We start from the raw sequence: 11,547 nt of genomic DNA, 5'->3' as shown, positions 1-11,547 counted from the left end.
CGGCGTCAGGCCGAGGCTCGTCCGAGTGCCTTGTGCAGGAGCTGGGCCAGCTGGCTCTGCTCGTCAGCGCTGAGTCGGGAGGCGGCTGTCCTCGCGAACGCGAAGCTCTGCTCGAAGGCGGCGTTGAGGCTGTCGCCGGACGGCGTGCGGATGAGCAGTCGAGACCTGCGGTCGTCGGGATTCGCGTGGCGCTCCACCAGTCCTCGCGCCTCGAGTCGGCCGACGATCTGCGTGATGTTCGATGCGTCGCATTCGAGTTCGTCGGCGAGTTCGCGCATCCCGCGCGGGCTGGAGATGCGTCCGAGCACGCAGGCCTGGGCGACGCTCATCTCGTGCTGCGCGGCCGCTATCTCATAGGCCCTGTCGTAGGCGTCGACGAAGTCGAACATCGCGCGCTCGGCGTCCGTCGATGCCGACACGGGTCCTGACGGAGCTGCCATGCGCCGAGCATAACACTTGATCCAATCAAGCAAATGTGCCACGGTAATGCTTGAGCCGATCAAGTATGCGGTGCCACCGCCGAAGGGAGTCGAGATCGATGCACGCGCTCGTCGTCGTCGCACATCCACGCCGTGATTCGCTGACCGCCGCCACGGCGGCGCGCGTTCGGGACACGCTCTTCGCCGAGGGCAGCACGGTGGACGTCCTGGATCTGTATGCGGAGGGCTTCGATCCGTCGCTGCGCACCGCGGACGAGCCCGACTGGGCCGACCACACGAAGGAGTACTCGGCGGAGGTCCGGGCGCACATGGCTCGCATCGCCGCCGCGGACCTCGTTGTCGTCGTCTTCCCCGTGTGGTGGTTCGGTCTGCCTGCGATCGCCAAGGGCTGGGTCGATCGGGTGTGGAACCGGGGGTTCGCCTACGAGCCGTCGACTCTCCACGGCACGCGCATGCTCTGGATCGGCCTGGCCGGCGCCTCGTCGGCGTACTACGCGCGCCACGGATTCGACACGGCGCTCGATGTCCAGCTGCGGGTCGGCATCTCCGAGTTCTGCGGGATCCGTGACGCCCGTGTCCACCTCATCTACGACACCCTCGAGGAGCCCGACGCGGCGCGCGTGGATGAGATCGTCTCGTCCGCCGCGCTCGCCGCGTAGGGGGATGCGCCGCAGGTCAGGGCCGCGCCGCCGTTCACGCGGCGCGGCCCGGCGTGCTCAGCGCCGCCCTGGGGGCTGACGGATGGCTGCGTTGATCCGGTTCCAGACGTTGATCGCGCCGATCTCGAACAGGAGCGCCGAGATCTGGCGAGGGTCGAACAGCTCGGTCATGCGCGACCAGAGCTCGTCCGAGATCGGGTCGTGGTGATCGGCGAGGCGGGTGATCGCCTCCGTGAACTCGAGCGCGACCCGCTCTCGCTCAGTGAAGTACGGCGCATCGCGCCAGGCGGCGACCGAGTGGATCCGCTCGGGCGATGCGCCGTCCTCGCTCATCTCGCGTGCGTGGTCGACCGCGCACCAGCTGCAGCTGTTGATCTGGCTCGCGCGCAGGCAGAGCAGATGCAGGAGGGGCTCGGGCAGTCCCGCCGAGCGGGCGACGCGGTTCAGCCCGGTGAGGGCATCGAGCCCGCCCTCCAGGAGGAAGGCAGGATGGGGCATGCGCGCCTTGTGCGCCACGACGGTGTCGGCGTCGGCGGGGGTGAGCAGAGCGGTGTCGGTCATGGTGGTCTCCTCGTATCGCATCTGTGCTGTCACACCGCCGCGTTTCGGGCGGTCAGTAGAGTGACCCGCCGAACAGAGGGAATGTGACATGACCGATCAGAACGACCTCGCCATCCGCTTCGAGGAGCACCGACCGCGGCTCGCACGGCTCGCCCAGCGCATGCTCGGATCCGCCTCAGACGCCGACGACGCGGTCCAGGAGACGTGGCTTCGCGTGTCACGCGCAGGCGACGATGACGTCGACAACTTCGGCGGCTGGCTCACGACCGTGACATCGCGCGTGTGTCTGAATGCGCTGCGCGCTCGCGCGACCCGGAACGAGATCGCGTACGAACAGGGTCTGCCCGATCCCGTCGTGGACACGGACACTCCGGAGGGCGCTCCGGATGTCGCGGCGCAGCTGTCAGACGCCGTCGGCGCCGCTCTCATGGTCGTCCTCGATCGGCTCAGCCCCGCGGAGCGCGTCGCCTTCGTGCTGCACGACTCCTTCGACGTCCCCTTCGAGCAGATCGCGGAGCTTCTCGAGCGGTCTCTCGCGGCGGTCCGCCAGCTCGCGTCCCGTGCACGGCGTCGTGTGCAGGCGGCGGGAGGAGGAGGCGACGCGGACCCGCGGCGGCAGCGGACCGTCCTCGATGCGTTCTTCGCGGCGGCCCGCTCGGGCGACCTGCCGCGTCTCATCGCCGTGCTCGATCCCGACGTCGTCCTCCGCGCGGACACGGCGACCTCGCCCCTCCGTGTGGTGCGCGGTGCCGAGGCGGTCGCGGGCAACGCGATGATGTTCGCGAACCCCGACGCGCGGCTCGTGCCCGTGCTCGTCGACGGACGGCCGGGCGTCGTCATCGAGGTGGGGGAGCGTGCGGTCTCGGTGATGGCCTTCTCGGTGCTCGGCGAGCGCATCGTCGCCATCGACGCCTACGCGGGGCCCGCTCGTCTCGCGCGAATCGAGCTGCCCCGGTGAGCGCGCGGTCCACTTCGCGCGTCCGGCGAGCCCGGCGCGCTCTCCTCGAGCGGATCGGCGCGGTGGTGCGCCGCCGGGGCATCCGTGCGCACCGCGCATCCGTCGACGTCTGGCTCGACGTCGCCCGCGCGACGATGCGCGCTCGCTACTGCCTGTGCATCACCGACGCACCGGGTGGGCCGCGGGCCCGCGCTGTGCAGCCCTTCCGGCCCGATGACGACCTCGTCGTGCACTTCGGGACGTCGCCGCACAGCCGGAAGGCTGCCGAGATCCGCCGGAGCGGAAGGGTCGTCCTCTCGTACCTCCGTGAACGCGACGGTGCCTGTGTCACCGTCCGATGCGCGGCGGAGATGCTCGAGGACGCAGCCGCCCGCCGCCGCTGGTTCATGCCGTTCTGGCGAGCCTTCTGGCCGGCAGGACCGGACGACCCCGCGTTCGTCGTGGTCCGGTGCGTCCCCTTCGAGATCGAGCTCTGGGACGCGCGGCGACGCGTCACACCACCGCCGTTCGGCCTCGCGCAGGCCCGCCTCGTGCGCGATCCCGGCGGGGAGTGGCGCATCGCGGCGGCGTGAGCGGCGCGCCGCGCGCCGATCAGCGGATGGCGTCCGCGACGGCGTCGGGATGGTCGAGGTGGGGGATGTGCCCGGCGGCCGGCACGACGACGACGCGGGCCGCGCTCATCTGCGCGGCGAGGGCGCGTGCGACGTCGGGGGAAGCATGGATGTCGGCATCGCCCCACACGAAGGCGGTCGGCACGTCCGCAACGACCAGGACAGCGTCCACGCGCGCCGCCGGCTTCCAGCCCCGCGCGTCGGCGACGGAGCGGATCACCGCTCGGCTCGCCTCTCTCGCGCCCGGGAGGTTCACGCCCGCGAGGGCGACCGCGAGCACATCGTCGGCGATCCGCGCGGGGTCGGCCACGTAGGGCCCGAACATCCTTCTGCGCACGGCCTCCGGATCGCGCAGGGGCAGGCGCGAGACCGCCTTGCCCACGCCGGGGACCGTCCACAGGCGCAGGAAGAGCCCGATGTCCGCGAACAGCCCGCCGGCGCTTCCCGCCAGCGTGAGCCCCGCCACGCGATCGGGGTGAGCGGCCGCGAACCGGATCGTCGCGAAGCCGCCCATCGAGCAGCCGACGAGGCGGAGGTGAGCCGCCCCGAGGGCGTCGACGACGTCGAGCAGCCAGCTCGCGCAGGCGCGACCCCAGTCGTCGATCGGGGAGGGGAGCGGATCCGAGAGGCCGAAGCCCGGGGTGTCGACGATCGCGACCCGACCCGTGACGCGCGGCGCGACGTCCGCCCACTCCGCGCTGTTCCCCACGCCGCCGTGGATGAAGACGGTGACCTCGTCGCCGCCGCCGGATGACAGGAGATGGATGCGGCTCCCGTCTCTGCGGATGACCTGGTGCTCGTCCAGCTCGAGACCGCGACGCGCGAAGAGCTCGCGCCGGAGGAGGCGAAAGCGCTCGAGGCGCCCGCCGAAGGCGTGCTGTCCGGCCGGAGCGAGAGCGGGGTCCACGATGACCTCCCGAGTTTCGTTACAACGTAACGTAACGATGTGACGATATTCTGTCAAGGTGGGACGACCCAGACGGTACGGCGCCGAGACCGAGGCGGACCTGCTCGAGGCGGCCGAGCAGGTGCTTGAGGAGGGCGGGCTCGCGGCTCTGTCGATGCGCGCCCTGGCCGAGCGGACCGGCGTCACGACGCGTGCGATCTACAGCGTGTTCACCTCCAAGGGCCACCTCCTCGCGCGGCTCGCGGCGCGAGGGTTCGACATGCTCGGGCGCCGCGTGGCCGAGCTGCCCGTCACCGACGATCCGGAGGCAGACCTCGTCGAGGCCGGACTGGCCCTCCGCGCGTTCGCCGCGCGTCATCCGGCCCTCTACGCTCTCGCCTTCGGTCTCGACCGCCCGACGGCAGACGACGCGCCGTCGGCGGAAGCGGCGCGGGGTGAGGCGCTCGCCGAGCTCCGGGCACGCGTCGCGCGGGTCGGCGGCTCGGTCGACGAACCGGAGCTGGGGGCGCAGGTCCGCGCGTTCCACGCCCTCTGCGAGGGGCTCGCGGCGCTCGAGCGCCGGCGCGCTCTGCAGGGGGAGCAGGCTTGGCGCACGGCGCTCGCGGTCTGCGTCCGCGGCATCGCAGCCCCGCGTCCGGGCCTCGCGGACGCGCGCTCGTCTGGCCGGGGCGCCTGATGCCCATCGTCCTCACGGGACACCTCCTCTGCGCGACGCCCGCCGAGGCCGAGCGCGTCGAGCGCCACCTTCCCGCGCATCTCGCGGCGACCCGCGCGGAGCCGGGGTGCCTCGCGTTCCACGTGCGCCCGACCGCGGACCCCCTCGCGTGGCAGGTCGACGAGGTGTTCGCGGACGAGAGCGCCTTCGCCGCCCATCAGGCGCGGATGGCCCAGAGCACCTGGGCGCGCGCGACCGCGGGGATCGAACGCCGCTACGTCACGCGCGAGGGCGCGCCGCCCGTGCTCGGGGAGCCGAGGCGTCCGTCGCCACTCGGCGGGCGGCGGCCGCGTGCGGACGACCTGCGGCGATTCGCCGCGGATGACCCGCGGGCGATGGACGATGTCCTGCCGGCGGATCCGGAGGCCCTGCGGATGCTCATCGTCGGAATCAACCCGGGCCTCTGGACCGCTGCGGTCAACGCGCCGTTCGCCCGTCCGGGCAACCGGTTCTGGCCGTCTCTGCAGCGCGCCGGTCTCACGGACCGCGCGGTGGACGCATCGACAGGGCTGTCGGGTGAAGACGAGCAGCAGCTGCTCGGCCGGGGGATCGGCGTCACGAACCTCGTCGGCCGCGCGACCGCCCGCGCGGACGAGCTCAGCCGTGACGAGCTGAGGGCGGGCGGTCGCCGCGTGGTCACGCAGGTCGCGCGCCTCCGGCCCCGCGTCGTCGCGGTGGCGGGCATCACGGCCTTTCGCGCGGCGTTCTCGCTGCCGAAGGCCAGGCTCGGCGCGCAGGACCCGCCCCTCGCCCTGGGATGGCCCGACGGCGTGGCGCTCTGGGTCGTTCCTCAGCCGAGCGGGCTCAACGCGCACGAGACGATCGACTCGCTCGCGGCGAAGTGGCGCGAGGTCTGGGCAGCGGCGGCCCGAGCCTGATCGGGCCGCCGCGGGTCACCAGCGTTCGAAGAAGGCCTGAAGCAGCGGTCCGGCGGTCTCGGCGCCCGACTCCCCGTCCTCGACGAACACGGCGACCGCGAGGTCGCCGTGCGTGCCGACCATCCAGCTGTGCGTGGGGTGCGAGCCATCCTCGCCGGGCTCGCCGTACTCCGCCGTGCCCGTCTTCGCACCGACGTCGCCGATGCCGTTCAGGAAGGTCGCCGAGCCCTCGGTGACGACCGCGCGCATGAGGGTCTGCAGCGCGGTCGCCTCGTCTGCCGTGAGCGGATCCGCCGGCTCGGCGTCGCCCGTCCGGTCCGCGATCAGATGCGGCACGACGGTCTCGCCGGCCTGGATGGACGCGGCGCCCGTCGCCATGGCCAGGGGCGTGGCGATGATGCGCCCCTGTCCGATGAGGTCGGCCGCGCGCTCCGTCTCGCTCTCGGGCTCGGGAACCCGGCCGAGCCCGGCCGGGTAGCCGAGGTCGATCTCGGAGCCGAGCCCGAGGGATGCGGCAGCGGAGGCGAGCGCGCCGTCGGCGATCCGGTCTCGAGCGCCGATGAGCGCCGTGTTGCAGGAGTTCGCGATCGCGGTGCGGAAGGTCACGTCGCCCAGCGCCGAATCCGGGTAGTCGTCGTAGTTCTTGAACGTGAAGCCGTCGACCTCGATCGTCTCGGGGCAGGACAGCACGTCGTCGAGAGCGACGCCGGATCGCAGGAGAGCGAGCGACGTCACGAGCTTGAAGGTCGAGCCCGGGGCGAACTCGCCGGTGGTCGCGAGATTGAGGCCCGCATTGCCCTGGCCATTCGCCGCCGCGAGGATCTCGCCGGTGGACGGGCGGATGGCGACGATCGCGCTCCCCGGCGCGTCCTCGCCGCCGAGGCCGCCGAGGATCTCCTCGGCGTGCATCTGCATGGCGGGATCCAGGGTGAGCGCGAGCGGCTCACCGTCCTCGCCCGGCCACTCCGCGAGCGTGCGCCGCTCGTCCTCGGCGCCGACCGCTTCGATGACGGTGGTCGGCGTTCCGCGAAGCTGACGGTCGTGCTGCGCCTGCAGGCCGAAGAGCCCGACCTGGTCGCCAGCTCGCACGGCGCCCTCGGAGTCCTCGACGATCTCGGCCGTCGCCTCGCCGACGGTGCCGAGGATCTCGCGCGCGAACGTGCGCGTCGGCGCGAGCGGGATCTCGTCGGGCACGACGAGTGCGCCGGGGATGCGCGAAAAGGCGGGATCGACGTGCTGATCCTCCTCGCCCTCGCGCACGACGATCGCCTGCACGAAGGCCTCAGGGCCGGCGCTCTCCGCGGATGCCCGGAAGGCGGCGGGATCGATGCCGACGGCGGACGCGATCCGCTCCGCCGAGGCGCCGACCTCCTCCGCCGGGATCGCGGTCTTGTCGAGGCCATACCGGCCGACCGGGCGGTCAGTGACGATGGGGGCTCCGTCACCTCCCAGGACCTCGGCGCGCGGGGAGAAGGTGCGCTGGATCTCGATCCGATCATCCGGTCCGAGTTCGGGGATGAGCGTCTCGGGCGTCCAGTCGACGGCCCATTCGTCCTCGCCTTCCACGAGGGCGGCCGTCGTGTCGTAGGTCCACTCGTGGCCGTCGACATCCCAGCTCCAGTGCAGGGCGACGGTCGCCTCGGCGCCGTCCCGCTCGACCTCGTCGGCGGACACCTTCACCGCGTAGTCCGCGAGCGGGGCGATCTGCTCGTCGAACGCGGTGGCCGCGTCCGGCTCCGTGAGCGCGACGCCGTCGAGCGTCCGCTCGGACAGGGCCTGGGCGAGGTCGTCCGCCGCGGCGCGGGCGGCGTCTTCGGCGCCGTTCGTGCACGCGGCCAGAGGGAGCAGCAGCGCGAGGAGCGCAACGGCGGCGCCGCGTTTCGGGGAGAGGGGCATGGAGCAGTGGTCCTTCCGAGCGAGCGGGCGTCCTCCGTCATCCTGCCATGTGGATATGACGCGTCCTCCGATAGCACACCGCCGTGCTCGGCGCCGCCCCCTGGAGGGGCGCGTTGATCACTGAGACGGTGGGAGCATGCGGACATCTCGACTCGGCAACCTGCTGCACGACGACTCCCTGTCCTTCCTCCTGCGCGGGTACGACTTCGGCGCGCACATCTGGAGCCGCGTGCGCGACGGTGCGCGGTCCGCGCCGATGCGGCTCCTCGGCGACGAGACGCTCTTCGTGCGCGGCCCCGAGGGCGTCGCGGTCTTCTACGACGAGAGCCGCATCGCGCGGCATGGGGCGATGCCCGCGATCGTGCAGGAGTCGCTTTTCGGGCACGGCTCCGTGCACAGTCTCGACGGCGCGGCGCACCGGCATCGCAAGGCGACCTTCGTCGACGTCGCCTACGAGGACGCGCAGGTGGAGAGGTTCGGCCCGAACCTCGAGCGCGAGTGGCGCACCGAGCTCGAGGCATGGCGCGACGGCGGCACGCGCTCGGCCTACGATGCCGCGGTCGGCGCGTTCGGGCGTGCGTCGATGCGATGGGCGGGTCTGCCCGGCACGGCCGACGCCCAGACGCGGTGGGCGGGGCGGCTCGCCCAGATCGTCGACGGGTTCGGCTCGCCCTACTCGCCTGCCTATCTGCTCGCGCTCGCGAACCGGCTCTGGTCGGATCGCCATGCCGAGCGGCTGATCGCGGCTGTCCGCGCCGGCGAGCTGAAGGCCGAGACGGACACCGCGCTGCGCGCGTGGGCGGACCACCGGGAGCCGGATGGCGGGCTCCTGCCTGCGCGCACGGCCGGCATCGAGCTGCAGAACAGCATGCGGCCGATGATCGCGGTCGCGCGCTTCGTCGCGTTCGCCGCGAAGGAGCTGCACGACCGACCCGCGTGGCGCGAGCGCATCGCCGAGGAGACGCGAGAGCGGGGCTCGCTCGTGGGCGGCCCGCTCGCGACGATGTTCGCGCAGGAGATCCGGCGCACCGCGCCGTTCGTGCCGATGCTCCCCGGCTGGGCCATCGCCGACGTCGAGCTCGACGGCCGCCGCGTCGCCGCAGGCGGACGCGTCGTCCTCGACATCCTCGGGACGAACACCGACGAGCGCTCGTGGGAGCGCGCCGACGAGTTCGATCCGGAGCGGTTCGCGGGCGTCGAGGACTACGAGGCCCTCGCCGCGTTCGTGCCGCACGGCGGCGCGGATGTCGCGACGGGGCATCGGTGCCCCGGTGAGAAGCTCGCGATCGCCGGTCTCGCGACCGCGATCGCCGCTCTCAGCGACCCGCAGGTGACCATCCTCGGCTCCGGACTGGAGGTCAATCGGAGGAGGCTCCCGACGATGCCCGCGTCGGGCGGGCGCGTCCGGCGCTGCCCGTTCCACTCCGGCGCGGCGGGACCCGGGCCGGCGTAGCCTCGATCGAGGCCGGGCCCCGCCGGGCGGCTCGCGCGAGAGGAGGAGCCGGATGACCGTGATGCCGTCGGATGTGTCGGTCCGCGACGCGTACACCGCGCGCGCGGACGAGTACGTGCGGCTGCTCGGATCGGTGGACGCCATGGCGCCCGCGGACGAGCGGCGCATCACCGCCTGGGCGCGGTCTGTCGATGGCCGGATCGTGGACGCCGGCTGCGGGCCCGGTCACTGGACGAAGCACCTGCACGATCTCGGGTGCGCGGTCGAGGGCGTCGATCTCGTCGACGCGTTCGTGCGCAGCGCGCGCGAGCGCTTCCCTGACGTGACCTTCCGGCGCGGGGATCTTCGCGACCTCCGCGTCGACGACGGCTCTCTCGGCGGCATCCTCGCGTGGTACTCGCTCATCCATCTCGACCCCGCGGAGATCCCGGCGGTCCTCGCCGAGTTCGAGCGTGCTCTGACGCCGGGAGGCTCGCTGCTCATCGGGCTCTTCGACGGGGCCGACATCGAGCCGTTCCCGCACAAGGTCGTGACCGCGCACCGGTGGCCGGCCGCCGAGATGCGGCGCGCTCTCGAGGCGGCCGGGTTCGCGGTCACCGACATCGAGCAGCGGGCCGATCCGGGCGCGAGGCCGCATGCGGCGATCGTCGCCGTGCGCCCGCGGCGCTGACTCAGCCGCCCCAGACGGCGCGCGCTCCCGCCTCGCCCGCGAGGACGACCGAGACCGTCGCTCCCGATGCGGTGACGAGAGCGAGACCAGCGATCGTGACGCCGACGACGCGATCGCGACGAGAGGCCTCGCGCGTGCTCGCGCCATCCGCCGGGCGCCGCCGGAACCAGAGCCATTGCGCGACCGCGACCACGGCCATCCCGATCGTCCAGGGAGGGACGAGCACCGCGAGCGCCTCGTGGCGCGCGACCTGAGGCAGCGGACCGACGACCTCCTTGAGCGCTCCGCCCGACACGACCGCGACGTACACGAGCACGACGGTCACGACGGCCGCGAGGGGCGTCACGGCGCCGAGTCGTCGACGCGCCGACGGGAGGATCGCACCCAGCACGAGCGCGAGAGCCGTGAGGGGCACGAGCACGACCGTACCGTGCACGACGAGCGGATGGAGGGGGAGGCCGGCGACCTCGAACGGGTTCATACTCGGAACACGGGATGGCGGGGCGAGCGGTTCAGATGAACCCGGGCACCGCGCATCTCGTTGCCTCAGTGGGGAGGTGTGCGATGCCGGGCGATGACGCGACACGACTGGGTGCGCTGTTCGACGCGCACGCGGCCCCGGTGTGGCGCTACGTCGTCCACCTCACGGGAGATCGCGCGGGCGCCGACGATGTCGTCCAGGAAACGCTCCTGCGCGCCTGGCGCACGCCGCGCATCCTCGCGCAGGATCCGGAGACGGCCCGCTCGTGGATGTACACGGTCGCGCGGCACATCGTCATCGACGAGGCGCGCAGCGCGCGGCATCGCCGTGAGATCGCGGTCGCCGAGACGCCGGAATCGGCTGTGCGGGACGCGACCGACGCGATCTTCGACGCCCTGCTCATCGAGGAGGCGCTCGGCGTCCTCTCGGATGCGCATCGCGACGTCGTCGTCCGCGCGTACTTCGGCGGCCTGTCGACCGTCGAGATCGCCGCGGACCTCGGCATCCCGGAGGGCACGGTCAAGTCCCGGCTGCACTACGGGCTGCGGGCGCTGCGCCTCGCGCTGCAGGAGAGAGGGGTGACGCGATGAACGCCGATCACGAGCGGTTCGCCGAGTGGGACGCGGCCTACGTGCTGGGCGCGCTGAGCTCGGCCGACCGCGCCGCGTTCGAGGCCCACCTCGTCGAGTGCGAGCGCTGTCGGGCGGCGATCGCCGACCTCGCTCCGATCGTCGGGCTCCTGTCTCGGGTGGAACCCGACCGAGGCCGCGGTCTGATCGAGGCAGAGCGCGTCAGCGACGGGCCCGACGCCGCTCGTCGCGCGCAGCTCGTCGCGCTCGGCGCACGCCGCTCGCGACGGCGCCGGCGCGCGGGCGTCGCGGTCGTCGCCGCGCTCGCCGCTGTGCTCGTCGCGGTGCCCGTCGTGGTGACCGTCACGCAGCCGCAGAGCACGGTGGTCGCGATGGCGCCCGTCGGATCGGCGCCGCTCGAGGCGTCGGTGGAGCTCACCGAGGTGGCGTGGGGCACGCGCATCGACATGACGTGCGCGTACGGACACGGCCCCTCCGACCGCGAGCGGCGCTACACCCTCGTCGTCACGGCGGCAGACGGCACGGAGAGCGCGCTGTCGACCTGGCGGGCGACAGCCGGATCGACGGCCCGCCTCAGCGCCGGCACGGCCTTCGCCCCCGACGAGATCGCGAGCATCGACATCCGCTCGTCGACGACGGGCGACGTGCTCATGCGCGCTGCGCCGCTGAAGGGGAAGTGAACCCGACGCGCCTGCGGATCGTGTCCCCGGTGACTGAACCGCAGTCGT

The 11,547-nt window shown here is 72.8% G+C and carries 14 protein-coding genes and 1 pseudogene; 10 read left to right on the top strand and 5 right to left on the bottom strand.

The annotated features are described in order from the left end of the window. Positions 1-5: 5 nt before the first annotated feature. On the bottom strand, positions 6-440 hold the full coding sequence (locus PKE79_RS10860; RefSeq protein ID WP_271173719.1) for a MarR family winged helix-turn-helix transcriptional regulator: 435 nt from the start codon (positions 438-440) through the stop codon (positions 6-8). 98 nt (positions 441-538) lie between these two features. On the opposite strand from PKE79_RS10860, the gene PKE79_RS10855 reads away from it, so the two are divergent. After that, positions 539-1,099: an NAD(P)H oxidoreductase gene (locus PKE79_RS10855; RefSeq protein WP_271173718.1), complete on the top strand. Its 561-nt coding sequence runs from the start codon at positions 539-541 to the stop codon at positions 1,097-1,099. A gap of 57 nt (positions 1,100-1,156) precedes the next feature. On the opposite strand, the gene PKE79_RS10850 is transcribed toward PKE79_RS10855, so the two are convergent. Beyond that, positions 1,157-1,660, bottom strand: a complete 504-nt coding sequence (locus PKE79_RS10850) for a carboxymuconolactone decarboxylase family protein (protein ID WP_271173717.1) — start codon at positions 1,658-1,660, stop codon at positions 1,157-1,159. An 88-nt stretch (positions 1,661-1,748) separates the two neighbouring features. Here PKE79_RS10850 and PKE79_RS10845 point away from each other — a divergent pair, with 88 nt between their 5' ends. Both PKE79_RS10845 and PKE79_RS10840 read left to right on the top strand, forming a co-directional pair. Continuing rightward, positions 1,749-2,618 carry a sigma-70 family RNA polymerase sigma factor gene (locus PKE79_RS10845; RefSeq protein ID WP_271173716.1) on the top strand — a complete coding sequence of 290 codons (870 nt, stop codon included), beginning with the start codon at positions 1,749-1,751 and terminating at the stop codon, positions 2,616-2,618. Between the two features lie 62 nt (positions 2,619-2,680). Continuing rightward, positions 2,681-3,190: a pyridoxamine 5'-phosphate oxidase family protein gene (locus PKE79_RS10840; RefSeq protein WP_271173715.1), complete on the top strand. Its 510-nt coding sequence runs from the start codon at positions 2,681-2,683 to the stop codon at positions 3,188-3,190. A 19-nt stretch (positions 3,191-3,209) separates the two neighbouring features. Here the strand turns inward: PKE79_RS10840 and PKE79_RS10835 are convergent, their stop codons facing one another. Further along, the gene (locus PKE79_RS10835; RefSeq protein WP_271173714.1) at positions 3,210-4,136 is read right to left on the bottom strand and encodes an alpha/beta fold hydrolase; all 927 of its coding nucleotides are present in this window, start codon (positions 4,134-4,136) and stop codon (positions 3,210-3,212) included. Positions 4,137-4,194: 58 nt separating this feature from the next. Here PKE79_RS10835 and PKE79_RS10830 point away from each other — a divergent pair, with 58 nt between their 5' ends. From PKE79_RS10830 to PKE79_RS10820, 3 genes and pseudogenes are all read left to right on the top strand, one after another. Further along, the gene (locus tag PKE79_RS10830; protein WP_271173713.1) at positions 4,195-4,812 is read left to right on the top strand and encodes a TetR/AcrR family transcriptional regulator; all 618 of its coding nucleotides are present in this window, start codon (positions 4,195-4,197) and stop codon (positions 4,810-4,812) included. Beyond that, positions 4,812-5,024 (top strand): annotated as a pseudogene (locus tag PKE79_RS10825) (putative quinol monooxygenase); the annotation flags it as partial. The gene PKE79_RS10830 and the pseudogene PKE79_RS10825, both read left to right, overlap by 1 nt. A 162-nt stretch (positions 5,025-5,186) precedes the next feature. Further along, on the top strand, positions 5,187-5,729 hold the full coding sequence (locus PKE79_RS10820; protein ID WP_271173821.1) for a mismatch-specific DNA-glycosylase: 543 nt from the start codon (positions 5,187-5,189) through the stop codon (positions 5,727-5,729). Positions 5,730-5,744: 15 nt separating this feature from the next. Here the strand turns inward: PKE79_RS10820 and PKE79_RS10815 are convergent, their stop codons facing one another. Beyond that, positions 5,745-7,625 (bottom strand): penicillin-binding transpeptidase domain-containing protein, encoded by a 1,881-nt coding sequence (locus PKE79_RS10815; protein ID WP_271173712.1) that lies wholly within the window; start codon positions 7,623-7,625, stop codon positions 5,745-5,747. A 136-nt stretch (positions 7,626-7,761) separates the two neighbouring features. Between PKE79_RS10815 and PKE79_RS10810 the strand changes: the two genes are divergently transcribed. Both PKE79_RS10810 and PKE79_RS10805 read left to right on the top strand, forming a co-directional pair. Further along, entirely contained in the window at positions 7,762-9,078 is a 1,317-nt protein-coding gene (locus PKE79_RS10810; protein WP_271173711.1) for a cytochrome P450, read from the top strand. 52 nt (positions 9,079-9,130) lie between these two features. Continuing rightward, positions 9,131-9,748, top strand: a complete 618-nt coding sequence (locus tag PKE79_RS10805; protein ID WP_271173710.1) for a class I SAM-dependent DNA methyltransferase — start codon at positions 9,131-9,133, stop codon at positions 9,746-9,748. Position 9,749: 1 nt separating this feature from the next. On the opposite strand, the gene PKE79_RS10800 is transcribed toward PKE79_RS10805, so the two are convergent. Beyond that, positions 9,750-10,229 carry a DUF2231 domain-containing protein gene (locus tag PKE79_RS10800; protein WP_271173709.1) on the bottom strand — a complete coding sequence of 160 codons (480 nt, stop codon included), beginning with the start codon at positions 10,227-10,229 and terminating at the stop codon, positions 9,750-9,752. 83 nt (positions 10,230-10,312) lie between these two features. Between PKE79_RS10800 and PKE79_RS10795 the strand changes: the two genes are divergently transcribed. After that, a complete protein-coding gene (locus PKE79_RS10795; RefSeq protein ID WP_271173708.1) occupies positions 10,313-10,819 on the top strand; it encodes a sigma-70 family RNA polymerase sigma factor in 507 nt (168 codons plus the stop codon). Beyond that, on the top strand, positions 10,816-11,499 hold the full coding sequence (locus PKE79_RS10790) for a zf-HC2 domain-containing protein (RefSeq protein ID WP_271173707.1): 684 nt from the start codon (positions 10,816-10,818) through the stop codon (positions 11,497-11,499). Before PKE79_RS10795 ends, PKE79_RS10790 begins: the two co-directional genes overlap by 4 nt. Positions 11,500-11,547: the final 48 nt, after the last annotated feature.

It is taken from the genome of Microbacterium barkeri, assembly GCF_027921765.1.
Lineage (GTDB): Bacteria > Actinomycetota > Actinomycetes > Actinomycetales > Microbacteriaceae > Microbacterium > Microbacterium barkeri.
This window is presented reverse-complemented; position numbering and strand designations above follow the sequence as displayed.